Raw genomic sequence first — 26,192 nt, 5'->3', positions numbered from 1 at the left:
AATTGTTCCAAATAAGCTACCTTTAAGCAAAACTAACTTTGCTTACTATGAAGCGGCTTAAAAAAATCCTGCTCGCGCTGCTGGGCCTTTTTGCAATTCTTGCCCTTTTCATTTTCATCTTTTTGAATAGCCTGACCCCTACCTATGAGGGGAAACAGGAATTGAAAGGCCTCGACCAAGGGGTCGAAGTATACTTCGATGCCTATGGGGTACCCCATATTTATGCCGATAATGAAACCGATGCCATACGCACTTTGGGCTATGTGCATGCCCAAGATCGATTATGGCAAATGGAACTGCTCCGTAGAGCCGGGTCGGGAGGATTATCCGAGATATTCGGGGATTTGACCTTGGAAACCGATAAGTTCTTTTTGTCTTTAGGAATTGACGACTATAACCAAAAAGCCCTGGCGAAACTTGATCGATCGGCAGCTTCGGTACAATTGGCAGAAGCCTATCTCGACGGCATCAACCAATTCATTGATAACGGGCCGACCCCGGTGGAATTTTATTTGACCGGGCTCGAAAAACAAAAATTCGATCTTAAGGATGTGTACAACGCGGTGTCCTATATGGGCTTTACCTTCAACAAGGGCGCACGCGATATTGTCAATACCAATTTGTTACACCGGCTTGATTCCGTGTACACCCACCCATTGTTTCAAAGCGAAGTGCCCGGTTCACTTAAGATCCCAGTGTATCCCGATAGTACGGCGAACGGTTTGATGGCCTTGCATGAACAGATGGACAATGCCCTGTCAAGACTTCCGATTCCTGAGATCTACGGAAGCAACAGTTGGGTACTGGCCCCTGAAAAGACCGCAACGGGCAAGGTGTTGTTCGAAAACGACCCCCATATTGCCCAAGCCCAACCATCGGTATGGTATGAAGCGCATTTGGTGACGCCTGATTATGAAAAATACGGCTATTACTTGGCCGGGGTTCCTTTTCCTTTGCTCTCACATGATCGTTTTATGGCCCATGGGTTCACCATGTTAGCTAATGATGATACCAATTTTTACTATGAGGAAGCCCATCCTGAAGATTCGACGCGTTACCGCTTTAAAGGTGAATGGCGCAACTTCGATTTCGTAACAAAGACCATCAAGGTGAAAGACGCCCCTGATGTGGAATTCGTATATCGCAAGACCCATAGAGGGCCGATCGTCAATGACAATTTCGCCAACCGAACCCGGGTCGAAGGGGATCGCTTGGTAAGTATGCATTGGTTGTTTACCCAGTTTGAGAACCGACTCGTTGAAGGTTTGTATGGTATCAATCATGCCGAGTCCATCGAAGAATTCGCAACGGCCTTGCCGAACATCCATGCTCCCGGGCTCAATGTCATGTATGGTGATGCCGATGGTAATATCGCATGGTGGGGAACTGCCAAGCTATATCGCATGCCCGACAGCACCAGTACGAAGTTCATTTTGGACGGAACGACCGGAGACGATGACCCAACCGCATACCTTGGTTTCGAACACAACCCCCATGCCATCAATCCGCCATGGCACTATGTATATTCGGCGAACAACCAACCTGACTCCATATCCGGGATGTACGTGCCGGGTTATTTCGCCAATTCGGTATTTCGGGCCGGACGCATCATTGATCGGATGGAAGAAAAACCCACCGGATGGACCAAGAACGACATGATGGACATGGCCAATGATATTACCCTTAGAACGGGCGCCGAATTTTTAAAGCGTAGTTTTTCGCAGCTGGATGTAAGCGGATTGAGCGACAGACAAGTTGGATTTTTGGACTTGGCCGATAAATGGGACGGTCGCTTTGACGGCAAAAGCGTACCCGCCGTGTTTTACGAAAAATTCAGACAAAACTTGCATCGCGATATTTTCGCCGATGAGTTCGATTCGATTGCCGAATACGCCTCCTATGGGGTGCAGTTAAAGATGCGTATGATCTTTGATGACGAGGCATCGAAATGGTGGGACGATCTAGCGACCGACGACATTGTCGAAACCAAAGCGATGATCATCACCAAGGCCTTTCACGATGCCTGGGCACAGTTGACCGATGAATTAGGGACGGACTATACGACCTGGACATGGGATCGGGTACACTTTTTGGAACACGACCATCCTATCGGACGCGTGGCCTCGCTACGTAAATATTTCAATGTAGGACCAATGCCAACATCGGGTACGGGTGGAACACTGAATAACCAAGGCTTTAGAAGACAAGCTGACGGTACGTTCAAAGTGACGAGTATTCCCTCCACGCGGAGGATCATCGATTTTTCGGATATCGAAGGAAGCATGAGCATCTTACCTACGGGGCAATCAGGGAATCCGTTGAGTCGCCATTATCGGGATCAGGCTGAAATGTATGCAAATGGGGAATACCGTGGCATGCTGATGAACGAAGAAGAAATCAAGGCGAGAGCGATCGGCCAGTTGGACTTTGAACCAACGAATTGATACTATTTTGTTGATTTCAATCATTTTAAGGTATAAATGTACCCGATTGCACACGCAACCCTTTAAAGGATTGAAATCTTTTTATAACTTACAACTAGCTAATTCAGGTGCTATGCAAGAAGAAAAGGTCCGACGGATGCCGTCGTTGTCATCCTATGTCCTATTAATCCCATTCTTTTTATTCGTTATTGCTTTGAATGGGCAAGAAAAAACGGTTACCGCATCCTTCTCCGAAACCAATCTGGAAGAGGCGGTAAAAGCGGTACAACAACAGACCGGACTCCAGTTCTTCTTTGTTTCTGAATGGCTCACCGACAAAACGATTTCTGCAACATTTGAGGCTGCGGGACTTTCCGAGGTCTTAGAGACGCTTTTGGCCGACACCGAATTGAACTATTACGTTTTAGAGGCCGAAAACAGGGTCATCTTATTACAGAATACCATCATTTACGACGCCTTACCGCGTGATTTTTTCGGTAAGAAAGCCGATTCAACGAATGCCACGGTCACTGGGGTCAGTAGTGCCTTGCCCCCTCCGGTCTTTTATAATGACGGGGTGCGGAAGCGCAAGACCCGCTACCCGGTGGTTCGTATCGGAAAAGCTTTGGAAGGGCGTTTGAAATCGACCTACGTTTTGACCGGAAGGGCCATTAACCAACGTACGGGCGAGGCCATACCCGATCTGGCCATTCGTATCAAAGGAAGCAACGAAATTGCCGTGACCGATGCGAACGGGGGCTATTCCATCGAGTTGCCTTCGGGCTATAACGTCATCGCAACCAGCGCTATGGGAATCGCTGATTCGGAACGCGAAGTGGTCATGTACAATGACGGTCAATTGGATTTGGTTTTGGAAGAAGGACTGGAACAATTGGATGAAGTCATCTTGGAGGCCGACGCCATCAGTAATGTCGAGGATGCCGAAACCGGCACCGAACAGATCGACCTCGAAGAATCAAAGAACATCCCCTTGGTTTTGGGCGAACGTGATATTTTGCAGATTGCCAAAAACCTCCCGGGTATTTCTTCAGCCGGTGAAGGGGCAACAGGTTTGAATGTCAGGGGAGGCAAAACCGACCAGAACCTCGTATTGCTTGACGATGCGGTCATCTACAATCCGACACATTTCTTCGGCATTTTCCAGGCACTGAATCCCTTTACGACCAAAGGGGTCGATATCTATAAGGGCAGCGTGCCCGTTGAATTCGGCGGGCGCCTATCGTCCGTTTTCGATATCCGCACTAAAAACGGAAATGTAGAAAAGTTCTCGGGTGAAGGTTCCATTGGCCCGGTGACGGGGAACTTGGCTTTGGAGATCCCGGTCAAAAAAGACACCTCTTCGGTAATTATCGGTGCTCGTGGCGCCTACGCAGATTGGATTTTGCGTTCGCTCGATGAAGAATCCTTGAACAACAGCGAAGCCTCTTTTTTCGATGGTATTGTCAAGTACCATCATCGTTTGAGCGACAAAAGCGAGATCAAAGGAACAGCTTACATCAGCCGCGATGCCTTCAGCATTACTTCCGATTCGTTATACAATTATTCGAACCGTCTGTTCTCCTTCCGTTGGGACCAACAGTTCAATGAACGCACCAGTGGTGCCCTGACCGTTGCCAATAGCGACTATCGTTTCGGAATTGATTTCGATGGGGAATCGAATACCGATTTCGAATTGGATTACAGCATCAACGAAACGGAATTGAAATACCGTATGAAGACCCTAGTCAATGACAAGCATGCCTTGGATTATGGACTGGCGGCCAAGTTTTATTCGGTCAATCCGGGAAGTATTGAACCTACGGGGAGTGAATCCGATATCACCGATTTTGCCGTCGACCGTGAACGGGCCATTGAAGGGGCTTTGTTCATTGGTGATGAAATCAATATCGGCGAGAAATTCTTGGTGAATATCGGGCTGCGCTATGCCTTTTTCGCGGCTTTGGGCGAAGGCACGCAACGAACCTATGTCGACGGACAACCGCGGAATGAGTCCACGGTGGTGGAGACCATCGAATATGGTAGTGGTGAGGTCATCGAAACCTATGGAGGGCCGGAGGTCAGGTTTTCTGCCCGTTATTTGTTGGCGCCTGATTTTTCGATCAAAGCCAGTTTCAACAATGCCTATCAGTTCATCCATACCTTATCGAACAATACGACGGTATCGCCGATCGATACCTGGAAGTTGTCAGACTTGAACATCGAGCCACAAACGGGCTACCAAGGGGCCTTGGGCCTCTACAAAAACTTTAAGGACAACGAGTTTGAGGTCAGTCTGGAAGGCTACTACAAACGATTGGACAATGTCCTTGATTTCAAAACCGGTGCGGACCTCTTTTTGAACCAAAATGTAGAGACCGAGGTATTGCAAGGTGATGGAAAGGCCTATGGGGTCGAATTCCTCTTAAAGAAAAACCGAGGCGATCTCAACGGCTGGTTAAGTTATACCTATTCGCGTTCGTTTTACCGCTTCGACAGCCCGTTCAGTGAAGAACGCATCAACAATGGGGAATTTTTCCCTTCGAATTTCGACAAGCCCCATGACGTCAGCTTGATCGCGAACTACAAATTCACAAGACGCTACAGCATTTCGGCCAATTTCGTGTATCAGACCGGAAGACCGGTGACCTTCCCGATTGGAACGTTCCGTTTCAACAATGCCGATTTCGTGGCCTTCAGCAACAGAAACGAATTCAGGATCCCTGATTTTTATCGCTTAGACCTGGGGGTCAATATCGAGGGGAATCATAAAAAGAACAAATTGGCCCATAGTTTCTGGACCATATCAGTTTACAACGTGCTGGGTCGCAACAACCCGTATTCGGTGTTTTTCGTGACCGATAATGGAGAGGTGAAGGCATTGCAAAGCTCGATTTTCGCAATCCCGATCCCGTCCATAACCTACAATTTCAAATTCTAATTGCTAAGAAATGAAAAGAGAATTATTACGAAGAAAAATCAAGTGGTTGACCGCACTGGGGGTAGTGGTCTTGATGGGGTGCATCGAGGAGTTCGATGCGGAAATCGTGAATTTTGAAGGCGCATTGGTAGTCGATGCCCGTTTAAACGACCAGGTGGCCCAACAGACCATTTGGCTTTCACGTACCTTCAGTTTCGAAGAGACCGATCCCAGTCCTGTGCGCAATGCCCAGGTAACCGTTTTTGATGATGCAGGGGCCTCCTTTGGTTTTAGTGAAGCCGCACCGGGGCAGTACCGCTCGAACGCCGTGATGCAAATGCTGCCTGATCGCGAATACCGATTGGAAATCGTGACCAGTGAAGGCGCCCGTTTTGAATCGAGATCCGAACGCATGCCGGCACCGGTAACGATCGGCGATATGCACGCTGAGCGCAGAACCAGTGGTACGGGTACTGAAGGGGTTTCCATTTTGTTGGATAACGACTCGAGTTCGGGTACGCCGACATACTTTCGCTATGAATACGATGAAACATTTAAGATCATCGCACCTGATTTCAATCCCTTCGATTGGGATGAAGTCGATTACGACTATTTCTGCGAAGATGATGATGGATGGGAAGCTACCGTCGCCCCGCGTGGCGAGGAGGCAAGGACCTGCTTTGGCAACAACCGTTCCATCGATCTGATCTTGGCTTCTACCGAAGACCTCAGCAGCAATGGCCTGCAAGATTTTGAAGTCCGGTTTTTGGGAAGGGAGAATTATTTCATATCGCATCGCTACAGCATCTTGGTCAAACAATACCACCATTCGGCCGACGCTGCATCGTTTTTCAACACCATGCTGAGCTTTTCGAGTTCAGAAAGCATTTTCAGTAACGTGCAGACCGGTTTATTGGAAGGCAATATTTCAGCCTCGAATTCCGAAGGCTTGGTCATCGGCTATTTCGAATTGAGTGCGTACAGTGAAAAGCGGATGTTCTTCGATTATGAAGACCTCTTTCCTGGAGAACCCTTACCACCATACGCGATCAATTGTGAGTTCATCGGGAAGCCACCTTTATATCCCGAAGGGTTCCATGTTACCGAAATCGATGGCAAATTGGTGATAGACGGTACCTCGAACAGTCCGTTGTTGGATGGGATCATCGCCGGACTTATCGGATTTGTAGGCGTAAATGAGAATTATTTAAACGTTGACGAAGACGGAGAGCTCGATAGGGCACCGTATTTGGTCAAGGCATTGGGATGCGTTGACTGCCGTGAGTTCGGTAGCAATGTGGTCCCTGAATTTTGGATTGAAGAGCCGTGATAAAAAAAGCATTCGTAATTTTTTTGGGCACCATTGCCCTGGCAAGTTGTATCGATGAAGTGGATTTGGATATCGGGATGGGCAACGACCCTTTGGATATCCTGATCGTGGAATCGACCTTGTCCGATGAGGTGAAAAGACATCGGGTCGTGTTGAGCAAGATCGACACCCTGATCGACCTGCAATTGGACTCGGTGTTCAACCCTTTTATTCCGGTGCGTGATATGCAGCGTGATTTTGTGAATTACGAAGAAAATGCGAATGTTTCGGTGACCGATGGCAACGGCAATGTATTCGATTACGTTGAGACCGAACCCGGTATCTATGAATCCAATGTCGCCTATGGTGCTACCATGGGTAATACGTATCAATTGAACGTGGTGCGGAGTAACGGTACCCGCTACGCTTCGGAAGCTATGGCGATAGAGGGTATGGCTTCCTTGGATGACGTTTACGCTGAACGCATGACCAACGATGAGGGTGTAGATGGCATCGGGATATTCATTGACGGCTCCGTTATGGAAGGGGAATCCAATAATTTTCGATATACCTACGATGAGACCTACAAGATCATCGCCCCTGAATGGACCCCTTTTGAGTTTCGATTGACCAATTACGATCCTTGTGCCTTGCCAGAACCTACGTATGACCTCGAAATCGTAGAACGTGAAGAGGAACAGCAGGTCTGCTACCGTACGGATCCCTCGAATACCATCATCCAAACGGAGACGATCACGTCACAGTCAGGGCCTAGAAAGTTCATGGTACGGTTCATCCCCAACGACGATTTTATCATCTCGCACCGCTATAGCATTGAAGTGCAGCAGCGGGTGGCCGGGGTAGCCTCTTACGCCTTTTACGAACAGCTCAATAATTTCAGTCAGACAGGGAGTGTTTTTTCACAAGTCCAACCCGGATTCTTAGAGGGCAACCTATTTGCTGAAAATGGACGGCAAGGGGCCGTTATCGGCTTTTTCGATGTAGTGTCCGTCGCCAAGCGGCGCATGTTTTTCAATTACACCGACTTTTATCCGACGGAGGAAATTCCACCATTTCCGTTCAATTGTGGACTGCACTCCTCGCCGGAATCGCATATTTCTTTTTGTTTTAGCGGTCCTACAGGAGGAAATCCTTGTCCGCAATCCATCATCGAACGGGTCAACCTTGACCTGATCGCCTATGTGGGAGTGAATTCGGATAATATCGGGACCTGCCCAGGGCCGTATACCTATGTGGCAACGGTCTGTGGTGATTGTACCCAATTGGGGAGTAATGTTGTTCCTGAATTTTGGGTCGAATGAAAAAAACGATGCTTCATAGTATTTGCTATTGCTTATGTATGTCGGCCTGTGTTGAGCCGGCGAACTTGAGCTCCGGCGATGAAGTGGGCGATTCGTCCGTTGGGACCTTGGTCGTCGAAGCATCGATTACCGACAATGTCGAGACCCAATGGGTATTCATCAGTAGGATGTTGCAAATTGAAAGTGATAGTACCGTAAACGTTGCTGAAGATGCCTTGTTCAGTGCCAATACCCCTTTTATTGTTGAAAATGGTTTAGGAACCGATGTGGAATCGAATGCCATAGTTGAAATAACGGATGCCACGGGTCGGATGTACCGGTTCCAAGAAGTCGAACCGGGCAGTTACGCCTCTTTACAGCCTTTTGCGGCTTTGGCAGGCAGTTCGTATGAATTGCAGGTGACCACCGATGATGGGGAACGATACAATGCGGCTACCGAAGCCCAGACCCAAACGGCCCGGATCGACCGGGTATATGCCGAAAGGGTGGTCAACGGCAGCGGTCAAGAAGGTATCGGCATCTTTATCGATGCGACCACCGACGCCAACGAGAATACCCAAATCCGATATTCCTACGAGGAAACCTACAAGATCATTGCCCCGAATTGGACGCCCTTGGAGTTCGAGATCATCAGTGAGGGCAATCCGGCGATTGGCATACCCCCAGTGGTGACCACCGTACCGAGGGCACAGGAAGAGCGGGTGTGTTTTCGCACCGATCTGTCGACCACTTTGTTGCTGAACGAGACCGAACTGTTGGAGGGCAATACGATCGAAAGGAACCGCGTGCGGTTTTTGGCGAACGACAATCCCATTATCGCACATCGGTACAGCATTTTGGTGAAGCAGTCGGTCTTGTCGCAAGAAGCCTTTGGCTTTTACGAGCGCTTGGCCAACTTTTCAAGTAGTGAAAGTCTGTTCAGTCAGGTGCAACCCGGAAAAATAGAGGGCAATGTCACCAATACCACCGGTACTGACGATGTCATCGGTCTGTTCGAAGTGGTTTCCGAAAGTTCACAACGTTTGTTTTTCAACTATACCGATTTTTATCCCAACGAACCGTTACCCCCTTTTTTCGATACCGAATTCAATTGCGACCGGCTGTTGAGCCCAGTATTACTCGACCCTGAATTGGACGGTGAAATTCCGCCGAACGGGGGCTGCGCCCAACCGCTGGTCGAACGTATCAAATTGGGGTTGATCGAATATGTCAGCGAAAACGACAATCCGGCCATATGCCAAGGCCCGTATTTCGTTACACCGCGTATTTGCGGGGATTGTACGGTTATAGGAAGTAATGTAGTACCTGATTTTTGGGTGGAATAATTTAAGTCATATGAAGAAAGTACTTTTTGTCGCAATGCTATGTACCCTGTGGGCCCACGCCCAATACACGGTCAAAGATGGAAGCGAATTATTGAACTTGCGCAAGGTCGCCCAAGAAAAGGTATATGTGCATCATTCCGCTCCGGTGATCTTTTCGGGCGAATACCTCTATTACAAAATCTATTGCCAAAACACCCAGACCAATCGTTTGAGCCGCATCAGTTCCATGGCCTATGTCAACTTGATCGATAGCCAAGGGCAAGTGGTGTTCGAGCACAAGATCAAATTGGAAAAGGGGATGGGTACCGGTGATTTTTTCGTGAATACCACAGTGCCTTCCGGTAATTACAAATTAGTGGCCTATACCCAATGGATGAAGAACGGAGGGGTGGATCAGCTGTTCCAAGACGATGTGACCATTATCAATCCATATATGGTCGATCAATCGGCCTTATTGCCCGAACAAGCCGAGGCAGCCAGTCAGGCTGTACCCGCTTTCGAGCCTTCGGGTCAAGACCTCCTTGAGGTACAGTTGGGGCAATCGACGTTGTCGAACCGTACCAAAGCCACCTTGCAATTAAGAAATTACAAAGGCAATCTCGGTCATGGCAATTATTCCATTTTGGTCCGGAAAAAAGATGGATTGGGGGAGCGGCCGAACATGTCGGCGGCTACCTATGCCAACGCCTATCTCAATGCGGATAAAACGATCAAGCAAGGCGTGGGCGATGCGATTTTCTTACCGGAACAACGGGGGGAACTGTTTTTTGGACAATTGACCGATGCAGCCGGTAATGCAGCGGTTGATAAGACCGTAATCGTCTCGATCCCCGGTAAAGAGCATTTGTTGAAAAGTGCGATCACCGACGAGACCGGACATTTTTACACCTATATCCGAAAAGACTATAAAAACCCCAGTAGCATCGTTCAGGTACTCGAAGAGGGGGACTATACGGTCGATCTCAAAAAACAAAAAGGCCTTGATTTTTCCCAACTGGAGTTCGGATCCTTTCTATTGGACGAAAACCAAGGTGACGCCATTCGACAACGCAGCGTGTACAATCAAATCGAAAACGGCTTCTTTAGTGTCAAGCCCGATTCCATCTTGCCCAAAGAAGAGATCGATGTCTTTGACGGCGGTATTCCCGAAGTCTTCGTACTCGATGAGTATACCCGTTTTCCGACCTTGGAAGAAACCTTGATCGAAATCTTGAACACCGTCGGTTATCGCAATGGGGGCAAGGGCAACGACTATATTCGGGTAGCCCAGGAATTCGAAAAATTCAACGAACCCTATAACGATTACCAGGCCATCGTATTGATCGACGGGGTCTTTATCCCGAACCACGAATCGATCAAGGAATTCGATGCCCGCAATATCAAGACCATTAAGGTGTTGCGCGATGAATTGGCCTTAGGTTCGACGCCCTACCAAGGTTTGGTGGCCATCGAGACGTTTGACGGTGATTTTTACGAGACTTATACCAACAAGAACTCCGTTTCGAGCGCATTGGAATTGCCTATGCCGCGCAAGAACTATTTCAGGCAGCAATTCAATACGGTTGACGGTAGCGAATCAAATATACCGGATTACCGCAATGTGTTGCTCTGGGAGCCTTTCGTGAATTTGGATGGCACCGAATTGCAATTCGAGTTCTTCACGTCTGACGTTTCGGGTGAGTTCGAAATCATTTTGGAAGGCTTTACCTCGTATGGCAAGCCGGTGTCGTTGCGCAAAACCATCGCAGTTAATTAGAGTACCCACACCTACATTTGGGCATAAAAAGAAGGTATGCTCACCAAAGTGCATGGCAGCGCTGTTTTCGGCGTGGAGGCCACTACCATTGTGGTTGAGGTCAATGTCGACAAAGGAATCGGCTACCATTTGGTCGGTTTGCCCGATAATGCCATCAAGGAAAGTAACTTCCGCATTGCCGCGGCGCTGGCCAATAACGGATACCGCATTCCCGGCAAGAAAATCACTATCAACATGGCGCCGGCAGACTTGCGCAAGGAAGGTTCTGCCTACGACCTTACTTTGGCTTTGGGAATCTTATCGGCCTCCGAACAAATTCGCGCTCCAGATATCGCCGATTATGTAATCATGGGTGAATTATCCTTAGACGGCACCTTGCAGCCCGTCAAAGGCGCGTTGCCTATTGCTGTCCAAGCCAAATCAGAAGGGTTTAAAGGCTTTATCCTTCCAGCATCCAATGCAAAGGAGGCTGCTGTGGTGCAGGGGTTGAACGTATATGGCGCCGATAACATCGCATCGGTCATTGAATTTTTTGAAAGTGGTCAAGGGTTGCGCCAAGAACAGCCATGGGAAGGGATTCAAACAGGGGGGAGTAACCCGCAAACCGATTTGGATTTCGCAGATGTCAAAGGGCAGGAGGGAATCAAACGTTGTATGGAGATCGCTGCAGCCGGCGGACATAACATACTACTGATCGGACCACCAGGGGCTGGTAAGACCATGTTGGCAAAGCGCATGCCTTCCATCTTACCACCCATGAGCTTGCAAGAAGCTTTGGAAACGACGAAAATCCATAGTGTGGTCGGCAAGGTCAAGAATTCCGGCTTGCTAGGGGAGCGGCCTTTCCGAAATCCCCACCACACCAGTAGTGCGGTCGCCTTGGTAGGAGGGGGTAGTTATCCACAGCCCGGTGAGATTTCCCTGGCCCATAATGGGGTGCTGTTCCTCGATGAGCTTCCGGAATTCGAACGCAAGGTCTTGGAAGTCATGCGACAACCCCTAGAAGATCGGGAAGTTACCATTTCAAGAGCCAAATTCACCGTAACCTACCCCAGTAGTTTTATGTTGGTTGCCAGCATGAACCCGAGTCCCAGTGGGTACTTTCATGAGCCGGATAAGGCCAATGCGGCGTCTTCATTAGCGATGCACCGCTATCTTTCGCGCATTTCGGGTCCGCTGCTTGACAGGATCGATCTGCATATCGAGGTCACCCCTGTGCCTTTTGAAAAGCTGTCCGAATCGCGAAAAGGGGAGACCAGCCATGAAATTCGAAAACGGGTTATGGCAGCACGCAACATACAGCATGATCGGTTCGGATCATTGGAGCATATCCACTACAATGCCCAAATGAACAGCAAACAATTACGGACCTATTGTGGGTTGGAAGCTGCGGGCAAACAACTCCTTAAACAAGCAATGGATCGTCTGGGACTGTCTGCCAGGGCCTATGACCGGATCCTAAAGGTGGCACGCACCATTGCTGATCTGGAGGCCGAGCACCACATAAAAAACCGACATATCGCGGAAGCCATCCAATACCGCAGTCTCGATCGGGAAGGCTGGATGGGGTGATTTCATAAAACCAAACAAAAAACAGGTACTGACCGACTAACGCTCTTTGTAGAGGTAGTTCAATTCGGCCCCATAGTTTTCCCATTCCCCTTTTTCAGGATCGTACACCCACGAAAAACTCGCCACGGCCTCATCCCCTTCAAACTCGAATTCGAAATGCAAACGGTACGATGATAAGGTCAAATACCGATTTTCAGAAATAGGGAAAAGCTGCTTACTGGGAATTCCCGAACGCTTGTACATCAGCTTGCCGTCCTTGACGAAGAGCTTTCGGGTGTTTTCGACCCCTTCTTTCGAATAGGTGCCGACTACCTTGTTGTATTGCTCGATCAGCTGGGTCGAATCCTTGTCCTTTACATATTGGATATGCTGTAGGGCATATTTCAAATAATAGTGGTTCGGGTTTGCGTTAATCGCGGCATCATAGGCAAGCTCGGCTTTTTCATAATCGCCTTGCTGTAACAATTCCTCGGCTTCGATAATGGTGTCGTCTAATTTCCAAATCCAATAGGGAATGGTGGTATTATCGTAGTTCTCGTCGACCTTCGCACAATAAAATTCGCCGGAATCGTCTTTTTTAAAGCTGTAAAAGGCGCTGTATTGGTTGGGTTCCCCAATGACCATTTCGGCATCGCCCGAAGGCATCATGATCCGGATCTTTTGATTCGAATAATAATTCAACAAACGATCATCGTCTACCCAAAGGTCTACGGTGGCCTCACTTTGATGGGAACGGTACACCCCGACAAATGAATTCAAATAATCTTGGTCGACCTTTCCCTTGGCCATAAAATCAATGGCGGGTTCAAACGCTTTGTTGATATTGTCTTGGTTCGGATGCACCAAGCGTACCTTATCGTACGTGTTGCGCGCGGCCTTTTCATCCCCCTTTAAAATCAACGGGGGTAAGGAAAACGGGAAAATGAAATTGTTACCTGGATTCAACTTGATGTACAAATTGACCATCCTGAGGTAATCGTCATAGTCCCCGATGACTAGGGTGGCGTCGGCGATGTTTTCGATATTGTAGAAGCTTTTTGAAGCGCTAAATCGTTTCAGTGCGGTGTCATAAAAACTTTGGGCATCCTTGGTCTCTCCATAAATACCGTAAAGGATGTTGTTCAACGATTGGTTTTGGGGGGAGATTTCCAATTGCATCTCGACCAATTCTTTCGCCTTATCAAATTGATTGTATGCCAAATACTTATTGGCCATGGCTTCCATGCGAAGGTCGTACGGCAGACGCTCGCGGTATTGATAGGCCTTATCGGCCAAGGCCTGCTCATCGATTTTTCCACGACTGTAACGAATGTCCCTCCGTGAATTTTTAAGGTAGGCTAGGGCGAAGGTACTATCTTGGGCAATGGCTTCCTCAAAATTGGAATACACGAAATTTTTGATGGCCGGTAAGGAAGTGCTCACGAATTCTTTGATACTAAGATCCAAGTACTGCATCCGGTCCCCTTCAGGAAGGGCGATCGCCCCCCTGACATAAACGCTGACCTCATCGATCAGATCTAAGAAATCTTCGCCGGTAAAGGTTTGGCTTTCTTTGATATTGCCGTTTTTGCTATTTCTTATTTTGGTTTCAATGGTATAGGTATCCCCGTTTTTTTCATAGGTGCCATCAACATAGATCGAGGCGGCAACACTGGCCTCCAACACCTTATCGGCCGTGCTGCGTGCCCAATTCAAGCTAGGGGTGATGTTCTTGTCTTGTAGTAAATCGTAGTAGAGCAATTCCGAGATGCCTTCGCCCATCCATTTGAGCTCGTCGTTCTCGTTCAGCTGTTGGAAATTGTAGATAGGGACCTCGGTCCTGAACTCTTCTTTGGTAATGGTAGTCTGGTTCATTTCACCTAGGGCATCGACATAGGCGATTTCTTTGGTTGTGGCCCCTAGGTCGGTGGTGCCGAAACCGAAGTATAGGCCGATGAATACCAAAATGACATTGATGGGGAAAATGATTTTCTCCCGCAATTTCAAAATCCGCTGGTTGATCCGATCTTGGTGAAAAAGGTAAATGATCAAGGAAGGGATAATGCCTACGAAGAACCACAAAAAGATATCGACCCAATGGGGTGAGATTTGATAGCGGTTCAAAATCCACTCCAAAAATTGTAAGAAGGTCCACGCGGCGACTAGATACCCAGCCAAGTATTGCGCCACCTTCCACCATTTTTTGGAGAGGGCCTTATTCTTATCCATAGACCAGAGGCATTTTTTGTTCTGGTCGAAAGATACTAATAAATGGAATTCGTGATAAGGATGTTAGATCACTTTTAAGTTGGCTTTAAGGCCTTGAATGATTCCGAGGATGTTTTTTACGGTATCGTTCAGGTAATACTTCACCACGATATGCGGAATTCGGATCGTCGTAAAACCGTTCTTGAATGAATGCATCGCCTCTTCAAGATCAAGGATCGCCTGTTCGTGGGTGATCATTTGGTATTCGGTGTCGATTTCGATGTTCAATTTCACCCTTGATATGGCGATATCGATCGATTTGGTGCCATCCCACCATTCGAGCATGGGGTTGGCCCCGGCTTCTTTGAGGGCGTAGTATAGTTGAATGGTCTCGAGAGAGGTACCGTTCTCCAAAATGACTTTCTTGATGAGTTTGGTGTGCCGTTCACACAACGGAACGCCTAAGGTCGATTTGGAGTGTTCGTTTTCCTCTTTGCCAATATGCTTTTCGCAGTCTTTACACGTCATTAATCAGTTAAGTTTGGTCTATTCTAAGATTTGGGACTATTATAACTGGCGTAAAATTCAAATCGTATGCGCATTCGATGAACGGCACCCCACTTTTAGATGAAATGCACTTTTTTAGACGAAATGCAAATCGCATTGTTGGGAAAGTGTTATTTTTTGTGGTGAAAAAAATAAGATGTTCAAGAAACTAGGACCTGGAATTTTGGTAGCGGCCGCTTTTATCGGCCCAGGAACGGTCACTGCATGTACCTTGGCCGGGGTAGGGTTCGGCTACTCCTTATTATGGGCCATGATCCTATCCATCTTGGCGACCATGGTGCTCCAAGAAATGGCGTCGCGGGTCGGGATCGTGGCGAAGCAGGGCTTGGCCGAGGTGATGCGCGGGCAATTCAATAATAAGGCGGTACGCATGCTCATACTCGCTGTTGTTTTGCTGGCCATAGTAGGTGGCAATATTGCCTATGAAGGCGGCAATATCGGAGGGGGCACGCTGGGTTTACAAGCCCTATTGGGCGAACGACATACCGCGTATTTCCCATGGGTGATCACGGCCATTGCTTTTGCGTTGTTGTTTATAGGTTCCTATAAACTCCTAGAACGGGTTTTCGTTGCTTTGGTAGGCTTGATGAGTTTGGCGTTTCTGATTACCGCGGTCTTAACGGGGCCAGAGCTCATGGCCATGATCGAAGGGATGTTCCTACCGAAGATCACCGATGCCAACCTACTGACCGTAATCGCCCTGGTCGGCACCACGGTAGTACCGTACAACTTGTTTTTACATGCGGCTTTGGTCAATGAAAAATGGGAGAAGACCTCTGATTTGAAATACGCCCTTTGGGACACCTTGATTTCCATCGCTTTGGGGGGCGTGGTTTCCATGGCGATCATCATCGCCGCTGCGGCGATTCCCGCTACCGAAGTGAATTCGGCCCTTGACCTCGCCAAAGCCTTGGAACCCCTTTTCGGAAGTTCTTCAAGGTATTTTATGGGGATTGGACTATTCGCGGCCGGTATCACCTCGGCCATAACGGCACCACTTGCGGCCGCCTATGTGGCCAACAGTTGTTTTGGATGGAAAGCCAGCATCAAGGATTGGCGATTTCGCGCGGTATGGATGCTGGTCTTGTTCGCCGGATTATTTTCGCTATCATTCGATTTCAAACCGATTGAGATCATCAAAATGGCACAAATCGCGAACGGGACCCTCTTGCCGGTCGTAGCCATCTTATTACTCGTTGTGGTGAACAAAGCGGGGGTCATGAAAGGTTATGGAAATACGAAGCTTCAAAACCTGATCGGTGGATTGATTGTACTATTCGTCCTCTTTCTAGGGGCGCGGACCATCATGAAGGTGCTCGGGGCATTCTAATACATATGGAATATATGGATATCAATTGTGATGTAGGGGAAGGTGTCGGCAATGAGGCCGATCTGTTCCCATTGATCAGTTCCTGCAATATCGCTTGTGGCGGGCATGCCGGTGACGAACAGAGCATGCGTGATATTGCCCGCTTGGCAAAAGTACATCAAGTTAAGGTCGGGGCACATCCGGGGTATCCTGATAAGGAAAACTTTGGAAGAAAGCAGATGGAGCTCACCGAAAAGGAGCTGACCGAAAGCCTGCAACAGCAGATGAATTCCTTTACACGAATACTTTCCGAAGAAAACATTCCATTGCACCATATCAAAGCACATGGGGCCTTATACAATACGATGGCCATCGATCGCGAACTATCAGAGATCTATTTACGGGCGCTTCGTCCCTTTTTTAAAAATGGGGTCAAACTTTATGCACCTTATGGTTCGGTGCTAGCTGAAATAGGCGGATCACACGGTGTCACGGTGGCGTATGAGGTGTTTGCCGATCGAAACTATACCGCCCAAGGACAACTGGTTTCGCGCCAAAAAGCCAACGCCTTGATTCAAGATCCAAGAAATGCCTTGGATCATATGGTACGCATGGCTAAAAATGGAAGGGTAATGACCATTGCGGGCACTGAATTGGCAATTCGGGCCGATACCTTTTGTATTCATGGCGATACCCCTACGGCATTGGAAATATTGGTGTATCTTTCGAACACCTTACCCACTCATGGGCTAAGCATCGAAAAGTGAAAAAGTACCCCATTACAATCAAGCCTTTCGGCAACCACACCCTGTTATTGGAATGGCCCAATGAGGTCGATGTCAACATCCTTGATGATATTCTATCCTTCAAGGAAGTGCTGCAAAACACCTATGGCCCACGTTTTGAATACGTGGCCTCGTACAACTCGCTGGCATTGATCGGAAGGAAGGTCGATTTCGATTTCAAACAATGGGAAACCGAATTGTCGGTGATGTACCAAGAAATGGAGCAGGCATTGACGACCTCCCGTAGCCTCTGGAAGCTGCCGGTATGCTATGATTCGGAATTCGGCCTTGATATCGAAGAAGTGGCCAAGCAGTTGCAATGCAGTGTCGGCGAATTGATCGAACGGCATTGCAGTTACGAATACACCGTATTCGGCATCGGATTTTTGCCGGGCTTTATGTATTTGGGTGGTCTGCCGAAATCATTGGAGACCCAACGAAAGCAGACACCACGCTTGCATGTGCCCAAAGGGGCCGTTGGTTTGGCAGGCAAACAAACGGGCATATACCCTCAAGATTCCCCTGGTGGTTGGAACATCATTGGAAGCTGCCCGATTCCGATTTTCAATCAAGAGGCAGAAGATCCCTGTTTCGTCGATGTTGGTGACAAGATAAAATTCGTTGCCATACCACGGGCCGAATACGAATTACACAAAATCGAAGCCGAAGTCGGGGTCTATAAATTCAAAAAAACGGAACTGGATGCTTAAAGTGTTGAAATCTGGTTTTTATACGACCGTTCAAGACGAAGGGCGCTTTGGTCTGCGCGACAAAGGGGTGCCTGTATCGGGCGCCATGGATACCCAGTCGTTGATTAGGGCGAATTCGTTGTTGGAGAATCCGGCAGACGCGGCAGGTCTCGAAATCACCATGACCGGCCCGACCTTGGTTTTTGAAGAACCCACTCATATTTGCCTTGGTGGAGCTGCCTTATCGGCAACCTTGAACAACGAACCTATTGAAAACTATAAAGTATACCGCATTACGGCTGGAGATATCTTGTCTTACGGGAGGTTGGAAAAAGGATTCCGGGGATATTTGGCAGTAAAGGGAGGATTGCTCGGGGAAAAGATATTGGGCAGCCGATCTCAATATGCACCCTTGACCAAATCGAAGTGTATTGCGGATCAGACGGAAATCGATTATGGTCCAAGCACCGATTTTGAACCGAAGATCACGGAGTTGAAAGCCAAATCGAATTTCAGTGCGGACGGACTTCAGGTGCAACCAGGGCCTGAATATGGCTTGTTGGATGCTGCGCAATTGGAGAAGCTTTACAACGATGTCTTTACGATATCGAAAGAGAACAACCGCATGGCCTATCAATTGAATGAAACCATAGGCCCCCATACCATGAGCATGCTGACTTCGGCAACCCTGCCGGGAACGGTACAGCTGACCCCGTCAGGAAAGATCATCATCTTGATGAAAGATGGCCAGACCACCGGGGGTTATCCGCGTATTTTGCAATTGTCGGAGGAGGCTATTTGCCTATTGGCCCAAAAGAAATTCGGCGATGCAATCCGTTTTGTTCACTCTTAGACCGGGTGATAGACCTCTTCGAAGGGTACCCTGAACCGAGGACCGTAAACCCCATTTTCATCACGGACACCACAACCAATAACCATATTGATTTCCGCTCCATGGCCGAGCCCCAAGGCTCGCTTGACCAATAAGGTGTCACTTCCTTCCATCGGACAGGTATCGTAGCCGATGGCGGCCATGCTCACCATGAAATTTTGAGCGGCAAGGCCGGCACTCTTATGGGCGACGATTCGCATGTCCGAATTCCTGACCTGTCGATAGATGGGTTTAAAAAGACCGATGACTTGAAAGACCAAGAACCGGATCCATCCCAAAATCCCTAAAAAATCCGTGTATACCGTAGGGATCAATTTCTCATAATAGGACAAGGCGAACTTTTCGCGTCGGGTATAGGCACTTCGCGGCTTGTCACCTAAATTCGATTTGAAGAAGGAAATATTGGCTTTGGCCCGTTTTCTCCATAGGTCTTTTCGGGCAACGACCACCACCATTTGATTGGCGTATTTCGCGGCATTTTGTCCCAAGCAGGCCTTGGTGAGTTGTTTCAACTTGACAGGATCGGTCACATGATAAAATTCCCAAAGTTGCAAATTGCTGCTGGTCGGTGCCAAGGCAGCGTTTTCTAAACAAGCTTTGACTTTTTGGGTGTCGAGCGCCATGTCTTTGAATATCCGGACCGAACGTCGGTATCGAATGGCTTCGGTAACTGTTTTTTCCATAAGCGCCAAAGATACGCATTGCCCTATTGGCCATTTGGTTTTTCTTTAGTACTATTGTGTATGCGAAACGGCAAACTGATTATCGACGTGGTGATTATTGTTCCCTTCCGGGAATGATACGGACCGTGACGTGAATCGAAAAAGGCCTGTATCATCACTGATACAGGCCTTTTTCTTTGGTTGGATTAAGAATTGAATATGGTAATATTTTTAATTTAAAACCCTGTGAAACAAGGAGTTGCAAACCTAATGTATCAAATGAGCCTAAAGTGCGATTTTATGTTAAAATTCTAAGGTATTGGAAACATATATCTTTGAATGTTAAAGGAATTTCAAGCTTTTTTGGCAATCGGAAAGTGATTTTTAATGGAATTGAACAAATACAGTAAAAATGTTACCCAAGACCCCACCCAGCCCGCTGCGCAGGCCATGTTGCATGCGATCGGTTTAAGTGAGGAGGATTTGAGCAAACCGCTCATCGGTGTCGGGAGTACCGGCTATGAGGGCAACCCATGCAACATGCATTTGAATACCTTGTCGACCCATGTCAAACAGGGGATCCAAGAAACCGATTTGGTGGGATTGATCTTTAATACGATCGGGGTTAGCGACGGAATTTCAATGGGGACTTACGGAATGCGCTATTCGTTGCCTTCCCGTGATATCATTGCCGACTCCATGGAGACGGTCGTTCAGGCGATGAACTATGATGGGTTGATAACCGTGGTAGGCTGTGATAAGAACATGCCAGGGGCTTTGATGGCGATGATCCGATTGAACCGTCCTTCCATTTTGGTCTACGGGGGTACTATCGCTTCCGGTTGCCTTAACGATCGTAAGCTCGATGTCGTTTCTGCCTTTGAAGCCTGGGGAGAGAAAGTGGCGGGTACCATGAATGAAAAGGAATACAAGCAGGTCATCCAGAATGCTTGTCCAGGAGCTGGAGCCTGTGGGGGTATGTATACGGCGAATACCATGGCCTCGGCCATTGAGGCACTCGGTATGGCCATGCCTTACAACTCCTCAAATCCCGCTACAGGAAGTGAAAAGAAAGAAGATTGTATAGCATCAGGGCGTGCGTTAAGACAATTGTTGGAAAAGGACATCAAGCCTTCCGATATCATTACCAAGAAGTCTTTGGAAAACGCAGTGCGCTTGATCACGGTCTTAGGCGGTTCGACCAATGCGGTCTTACATTTTCTGGCCATTGCCAAAGCAGCCGATATCGAATTCGGTTTAGATGATTTTCAACGTATTAGTGATACTACGCCATTTTTGGCCGATTTAAAACCCAGTGGGAAGTTTTTGATGGAGGATGTGCATCGGGTGGGAGGTATTCCCGCGGTGATGAAGTTCATGTTGGAAAAGGGCATGTTGCATGGCGACTGTATGACGGTCACTGGCAAGACGGTGGCGGAAAACCTAGCTGAAGTACCTTCCTTGACCGAAGGACAGGCGGTCGTTCATGATTTGGATGATCCCATCAAAGCGACGGGCCACATTCGGATTCTGTACGGAAACCTTGCGGCAGAAGGAGCCGTAGCCAAGATTACAGGAAAGGAAGGCGTGTATTTTTCAGGTCCTGCAAAGGTGTTCAACGGTGAATTCGAAGCCAATGATGGCATTAAGAACGGGGAAGTCAACAAAGGGGATGTCGTGGTGATACGCTATGAGGGTCCGAAAGGAGGTCCTGGCATGCCTGAAATGTTAAAGCCCACTGCAGCGATTATGGGAGCAGGACTCGGCAAAGAAGTCGCATTGATCACCGATGGTCGCTTTTCCGGTGGGACGCATGGATTCGTGGTGGGGCATATCGCGCCCGAGGCCCAAGATGGTGGTGCCATTGCATTGCTGCAAGACGGGGACCTGGTAACCATCGATGCCGAAAAAAACACCATATCCGTTGCCCTTTCGGATGCGGAATTGGAAGAACGAAAAAAGAACTGGACCGCCCCAGCATTGAAAGTGAAACGGGGAAGCCTGTATAAATATGCCAAAATGGTTTCGTCTGCATCAAAGGGATGTGTGACCGATGAACTGTAAAGACCGTTTGGTAAGCCAAAAAATAGAAGTGCGATTGGTTAAAAATTGAAACCTATGGAAACGCTAAAAGCAGCGAAGAAAACGCAAGAATCCGTAAAGAGCATTCGCATAAGCGGTGCGGAGGCCATCATCCATTGCTTATTGGAAGAAGGGGTCGACCTGATTTACGGGTACCCCGGTGGAGCGATCATGCCGGTCTATGACGAACTTTATAAATTCCAAGACAAACTGACCCATATCCTGACAAGGCACGAGCAGGGGGCGACCCATGCCGCTCAGGGCTATGCCCGTGTAAGCGGGAAGGTCGGAGTGGCCATGGCGACCTCAGGGCCCGGGGCAACGAATTTGGTCACCGGCCTGGCCGATGCACAAATCGATTCGACACCCATGGTCTGTATCACCGGTCAGGTGCCGAGACACCTGTTGGGCTCCGATGCGTTTCAAGAAACCGATATTGTCGGAATATCGACACCGGTTACGAAATGGAATTACCAAATCACCAAAGCCTCCGAAATACCTGAGATCATGGCGAAGGCCTTTTACATCGCCAAATCGGGTAGGCCGGGTCCCGTACTGATCGACATCACCAAAAATGCCCAGTTCGATGAGTTGGATTTTTCATATGAAAAATGTGTCGGGGTGCGCAGTTATCAAGCGGTACCAGCACCGGATACCGATGCCATCGCAGCTGCGGCCGAGTTGATCAACAAGGCAAAGAAACCGTATATCGTTTTCGGGCAAGGTGTCATTTTGGGCGAGGCCGAAGCGGAATTGAAAGCCTTGGTCGAAAAGACCGGCATACCCGCAGCCTGGACGATCCTCGGACTTTCAGCCATGGATACGGACCACCCATTGAATGTGGGCATGGTCGGCATGCATGGTAACTACGGCCCGAATGTACTGACCAACGAATGTGATTTGTTACTTGCCATCGGCATGCGTTTCGATGACCGGGTCACCGGAAGCTTGGACACCTATGCGAAACAAGCCAAAATCGTGCATTTTGAAATCGATCCTGCGGAAATCAATAAGAACGTCACAGTCGATGTCGCGGTTCTTGGGGATGCAAAGAAAACCCTCGGACTTTTGTTGCCCATGGTCAATGAGAATTCCCATGAGGCATGGCGGGCCGAATTCGATAAGAAATATGAAGAAGAGTTCGATACTGTGATCAAAAACGACCTGCACCCGACAAAACCCGGGTTAACTATGGGTGAAGTGGTTGAGGAGATCAACAAGGCTTCGGCCCATAAAGCGGTGATCGTTACCGATGTCGGTCAACATCAAATGATCGCCTGCCGATATGCGAAATTCAAACAAAGTAAAAGCAATATCACTTCAGGAGGACTGGGTACTATGGGCTTCGCCCTTCCAGCCGCCATTGGTGCCAAGATGGGTGCCCCGGAACGGGAGGTCGTCGCCATCATCGGTGATGGGGGCTATCAAATGACCATTCAAGAACTAGGGGTGATTTTCCAACATAATGTAGCGGTCAAAATCGTGGTCCTTAACAACGACCACCTAGGAATGGTGCGTCAATGGCAAGAATTGTTCTTCGAAAGTCGCTACGCCTCAACGGTCATGACGAATCCTGATTTCGTAAAAATCGCCGAAGGCTATCATATCGAGGCCAAACGGGTTTCGGAGCGTGGGGATCTTGAAGCAGCGGTCAAGGAAATGATGGCCTCTCCGAATCCGTACTTTTTGGAAGTCAAATGTGAGAAGGAAGATAACGTGTTCCCGATGATCCCTTCAGGGGCTTCGGTTTCCGAAATCCGGTTAAAATAAATGGCCATGCAAGTTTCCCAACTTTCGAACATGCCTGAAATGTATCCCCAATTGGTCGTTAAGTCGAATGAAATCGGCTTTGACATGCCTTCTGATATTGGGGTGGGCAGATTGCTTCGGACTTTGGTCCGGTCGAAGCCCAACGGACGGTTTTTGGAGCTTGGCACGGGTATGGGATTGTCGCTTTCATGGATGGTGGCCGGTATGGGAACGTCTGGCACCATGGTTTCCATCGATAATGATCCGGAGCTTATCGAAATCGTCAAAGCATATTTCGAAGCTTACACGAACGTGCAATGTATCTGTGAAGATGGTGCTGCTTGGATCGAAAGGTATCAAGGACCGGCTTTTGATTTGGTTTTCGCCGATGCCTGGCCAGGCAAGTACAGTCATTTAGACCAGACCTTGGCCCTTATCAAGCAAGGCGGGTATTACGTTATCGATGATATGCTTGAACAGCCGAACTGGCCTTTAGGGCATGACAAAAAGGCGGCGGCCCTATTACAACATCTAAATCAACGCGAAGACATTGACTTGGCCGAAATGAATTGGTCGACCGGGGTGGTCATCGCCGTAAAAAAATAAGGTAATGGAAAAACAATGGTTTACCATTTCAGTGTACTCTGAAAACAATGTCGGGCTTCTCAACCGCATATCGGGAATCTTTTTGAAGCGCCATATCAATATCGAGAGTCTCAACGTATCGAAATCTGAAATCGAAAACGTTTCAAAATTCACCATCGTGGTCAACACTACGGAGGATTGGACGCGTAAAATCGTCAACCAGATAGAAAAACAGATAGAAGTGATCAAGGCCTTTTACCACAAGGACGAGGAAACCATTTATCAGGAATCGGCCTTGTTCAAGATCGCTTCGAACCTGCTTTTTGATGAGCGGCAGATCCAAAATATCATTAAGGAAAGCAATGCGCAGATCGTTACGGTATCGAGGGACTTCTTTGTTTTGGCGAAAACAGGGAGGCGCTTTGAAATCGATGAGATGCACGATGCATTGGAGCCTTTTGGGATCATGCAATTCGTACGTTCAGGACGGATTGCGGTCACCAAAGCTAAAATGCCCATTACGGAACTTTTGGAAGAATTTCAACTAAACGGATAATAGCGAAATACGAACAGAAAATGACAAACTACTTTAACACACTATCATTACGAGATCGATTGACCCAGCTGGGAAAATGTAGGTTCATGCAAGCCGAGGAGTTTGCTGATGGTGTTTCTGCATTGAAAGGAAAGAAAATCGTAATCGTCGGCTGTGGCGCCCAAGGATTGAACCAAGGGTTGAACATGCGTGATTCAGGACTTGACATCTCCTACACACTGCGAAAAGCCGCCATTGAGGAAAAGCGACAATCCTATAAAAACGCGACGGAGAATAATTTCACAGTGGGTACCTATGAAGAACTCGTACCCCATGCCGATTTGGTGATCAACCTCACTCCAGACAAGCAACACACCAATGTCGTAGGTGCGGTAATGCCTTTGATGAAGCAAGGAGCGACCTTATCCTATTCACACGGTTTCAATATCGTTGAAGAAGGGATGGAGGTTCGAAAAGACCTAACGGTAATCATGGTGGCCCCAAAAAGCCCGGGTTCCGAAGTTCGCGAAGAATACAAAAGGGGGTTTGGGGTCCCGACCTTGATCGCCGTTCACCCTGAAAATGACCCTGAAGGCAAAGGATTGGCCCAAGCCAAGGCCTATGCAGCTGCAACCGGTGGACACAAAGCCGGGGTATTGGAATCTTCCTTCGTCGCTGAAGTGAAGTCCGATTTAATGGGTGAGCAAACGATTTTATGTGGCTTGCTACAGACCGGATCGATTTTGAGTTTTAACAAAATGGTCGAGAAAGGGATCGATGCAGGCTATGCCTCCAAACTGATCCAATACGGTTGGGAAACCATTACCGAGGGATTGAAACATGGCGGAATCACCAACATGATGGATCGGCTATCGAACCCTGCCAAGATCAAGGCCTTTGATTTGGCCGAGGAGATGAAAGTCATTATGCGTCCCTTGTTCCAAAAACATATGGACGATATCATGAGCGGTCGTTTTTCAAAGACGATGATGGAAGATTGGGCGAACGACGATAAGAACTTGTTGGATTGGCGTGCTGCCACCGGAGAGACCGCTTTTGAAAAAACACCGGCCGGTGCTGATGAAATTTCGGAACAGGCGTATTACGATAATGGGGTTTTGATGGTCGCTTTTGTGAAAGCCGGGGTCGAATTGGCCTATGAGACCATGACCGAATCCGGAATTATCGGCGAGTCGGCCTATTATGAATCGCTTCATGAAACACCGTTGATCGCCAATACCATCGCGAGAAAGAAATTGTTCGAAATGAATCGGGTGATTTCCGATACGGCGGAATATGGATGCTACCTTTTCGATCATGCCTGCAAACCCTTATTGGAGGCCTTTATGAAAGACATCGACACCGATGTGATCGGAACCGCGTTTGCAAGTTCGGACGGAAATGGTGTTGACAATGTAAAATTGATTGCCGTCAACAAGGCGATCCGCGAACATGATGTCGAGATCGTCGGAGCGCGTCTTCGTGAGGCTATGACGGCAATGAAACCCATCGTGTAACCTATGGGA

19 protein-coding genes are annotated in these 26,192 nt (G+C 48.2%); 16 read left to right on the top strand and 3 right to left on the bottom strand.

What is annotated here, in order from left to right; genetic code table 11:
- The first annotated feature begins 47 nt into the window (after window positions 1–47).
- From ABV409_RS09385 to ABV409_RS09355, 7 genes are all read left to right on the top strand, one after another.
- Window positions 48–2,444, top strand: coding sequence for a penicillin acylase family protein (locus ABV409_RS09385; RefSeq protein WP_353877327.1), 2,397 nt, complete (start codon window positions 48–50; stop codon window positions 2,442–2,444).
- A gap of 112 nt (window positions 2,445–2,556) precedes the next feature.
- Entirely contained in the window at window positions 2,557–5,361 is a 2,805-nt protein-coding gene (locus ABV409_RS09380; RefSeq protein ID WP_353877326.1) for a TonB-dependent receptor, read from the top strand.
- Between the two features lie 10 nt (window positions 5,362–5,371).
- The gene (locus ABV409_RS09375) at window positions 5,372–6,670 is read left to right on the top strand and encodes a DUF4249 domain-containing protein (RefSeq protein WP_353877325.1); all 1,299 of its coding nucleotides are present in this window, start codon (window positions 5,372–5,374) and stop codon (window positions 6,668–6,670) included.
- Between the two features lie 23 nt (window positions 6,671–6,693).
- A complete protein-coding gene (locus ABV409_RS09370; RefSeq protein ID WP_353877324.1) occupies window positions 6,694–7,971 on the top strand; it encodes a DUF4249 domain-containing protein in 1,278 nt (425 codons plus the stop codon).
- Between the two features lie 38 nt (window positions 7,972–8,009).
- Complete coding sequence (locus ABV409_RS09365; protein ID WP_353877323.1) at window positions 8,010–9,296, top strand: DUF4249 domain-containing protein; 1,287 nt, start codon at window positions 8,010–8,012, stop codon at window positions 9,294–9,296.
- Between the two features lie 10 nt (window positions 9,297–9,306).
- Window positions 9,307–11,052 carry a hypothetical protein gene (locus ABV409_RS09360; RefSeq protein ID WP_353877322.1) on the top strand — a complete coding sequence of 582 codons (1,746 nt, stop codon included), beginning with the start codon at window positions 9,307–9,309 and terminating at the stop codon, window positions 11,050–11,052.
- A gap of 36 nt (window positions 11,053–11,088) precedes the next feature.
- A complete protein-coding gene (locus ABV409_RS09355; protein ID WP_353877321.1) occupies window positions 11,089–12,624 on the top strand; it encodes a YifB family Mg chelatase-like AAA ATPase in 1,536 nt (511 codons plus the stop codon).
- Window positions 12,625–12,660: 36 nt separating this feature from the next.
- On the opposite strand, the gene ABV409_RS09350 is transcribed toward ABV409_RS09355, so the two are convergent.
- Together ABV409_RS09350 and ABV409_RS09345 are read right to left on the bottom strand one after the other, a co-directional pair.
- On the bottom strand, window positions 12,661–14,832 hold the full coding sequence (locus ABV409_RS09350; RefSeq protein WP_353877320.1) for a tetratricopeptide repeat protein: 2,172 nt from the start codon (window positions 14,830–14,832) through the stop codon (window positions 12,661–12,663).
- 63 nt (window positions 14,833–14,895) lie between these two features.
- Entirely contained in the window at window positions 14,896–15,339 is a 444-nt protein-coding gene (locus tag ABV409_RS09345) for a hypothetical protein (RefSeq protein WP_353877319.1), read from the bottom strand.
- Between the two features lie 175 nt (window positions 15,340–15,514).
- Between ABV409_RS09345 and ABV409_RS09340 the strand changes: the two genes are divergently transcribed.
- From ABV409_RS09340 to ABV409_RS09325, 4 genes are read left to right on the top strand one after another with little or no spacing between them, the layout of a single operon-like run.
- Window positions 15,515–16,708 carry an Nramp family divalent metal transporter gene (locus ABV409_RS09340; RefSeq protein WP_353877318.1) on the top strand — a complete coding sequence of 398 codons (1,194 nt, stop codon included), beginning with the start codon at window positions 15,515–15,517 and terminating at the stop codon, window positions 16,706–16,708.
- 5 nt (window positions 16,709–16,713) lie between these two features.
- Complete coding sequence (pxpA, locus tag ABV409_RS09335) at window positions 16,714–17,454, top strand: 5-oxoprolinase subunit PxpA (protein ID WP_353877317.1); 741 nt, start codon at window positions 16,714–16,716, stop codon at window positions 17,452–17,454.
- Window positions 17,451–18,182, top strand: coding sequence for a 5-oxoprolinase subunit PxpB (gene pxpB, locus ABV409_RS09330; RefSeq protein ID WP_353877316.1), 732 nt, complete (start codon window positions 17,451–17,453; stop codon window positions 18,180–18,182). The genes pxpA and pxpB overlap by 4 nt, the downstream gene beginning before the upstream one ends.
- Complete coding sequence (locus ABV409_RS09325; protein WP_353877315.1) at window positions 18,175–19,014, top strand: 5-oxoprolinase subunit C family protein; 840 nt, start codon at window positions 18,175–18,177, stop codon at window positions 19,012–19,014. The genes pxpB and ABV409_RS09325 overlap by 8 nt, the downstream gene beginning before the upstream one ends.
- Here the strand turns inward: ABV409_RS09325 and ABV409_RS09320 are convergent.
- Window positions 19,011–19,736: a nitroreductase family protein gene (locus ABV409_RS09320; protein WP_353877314.1), complete on the bottom strand. Its 726-nt coding sequence runs from the start codon at window positions 19,734–19,736 to the stop codon at window positions 19,011–19,013. The two genes, ABV409_RS09325 and ABV409_RS09320, sit on opposite strands and share 4 nt — an antisense overlap.
- A 366-nt stretch (window positions 19,737–20,102) precedes the next feature.
- On the opposite strand from ABV409_RS09320, the gene ilvD reads away from it, so the two are divergent.
- Genes ilvD through ilvC form a run of 5 tightly spaced genes read left to right on the top strand, consistent with a single transcriptional unit; the run spans window position 20,103 to window position 26,183 of the window.
- On the top strand, window positions 20,103–21,779 hold the full coding sequence (gene ilvD, locus ABV409_RS09315; RefSeq protein ID WP_353877313.1) for a dihydroxy-acid dehydratase: 1,677 nt from the start codon (window positions 20,103–20,105) through the stop codon (window positions 21,777–21,779).
- A gap of 54 nt (window positions 21,780–21,833) precedes the next feature.
- Window positions 21,834–23,567, top strand: coding sequence for a biosynthetic-type acetolactate synthase large subunit (ilvB, locus tag ABV409_RS09310; RefSeq protein WP_353877312.1), 1,734 nt, complete (start codon window positions 21,834–21,836; stop codon window positions 23,565–23,567).
- 6 nt (window positions 23,568–23,573) lie between these two features.
- The gene (locus ABV409_RS09305; RefSeq protein WP_353877311.1) at window positions 23,574–24,152 is read left to right on the top strand and encodes an O-methyltransferase; all 579 of its coding nucleotides are present in this window, start codon (window positions 23,574–23,576) and stop codon (window positions 24,150–24,152) included.
- A gap of 4 nt (window positions 24,153–24,156) precedes the next feature.
- Window positions 24,157–24,687, top strand: a complete 531-nt coding sequence (ilvN, locus tag ABV409_RS09300) for an acetolactate synthase small subunit (RefSeq protein WP_353877310.1) — start codon at window positions 24,157–24,159, stop codon at window positions 24,685–24,687.
- Window positions 24,688–24,707: 20 nt separating this feature from the next.
- Complete coding sequence (gene ilvC, locus ABV409_RS09295; RefSeq protein ID WP_353877309.1) at window positions 24,708–26,183, top strand: ketol-acid reductoisomerase; 1,476 nt, start codon at window positions 24,708–24,710, stop codon at window positions 26,181–26,183.
- The last annotated feature ends 9 nt before the right edge of the window (window positions 26,184–26,192 follow it).

Source organism: Flagellimonas algarum, assembly GCF_040513375.1.
GTDB classification, from domain to species: domain Bacteria; phylum Bacteroidota; class Bacteroidia; order Flavobacteriales; family Flavobacteriaceae; genus Flagellimonas_B; species Flagellimonas_B algarum.
This window is presented reverse-complemented; position numbering and strand designations above follow the sequence as displayed.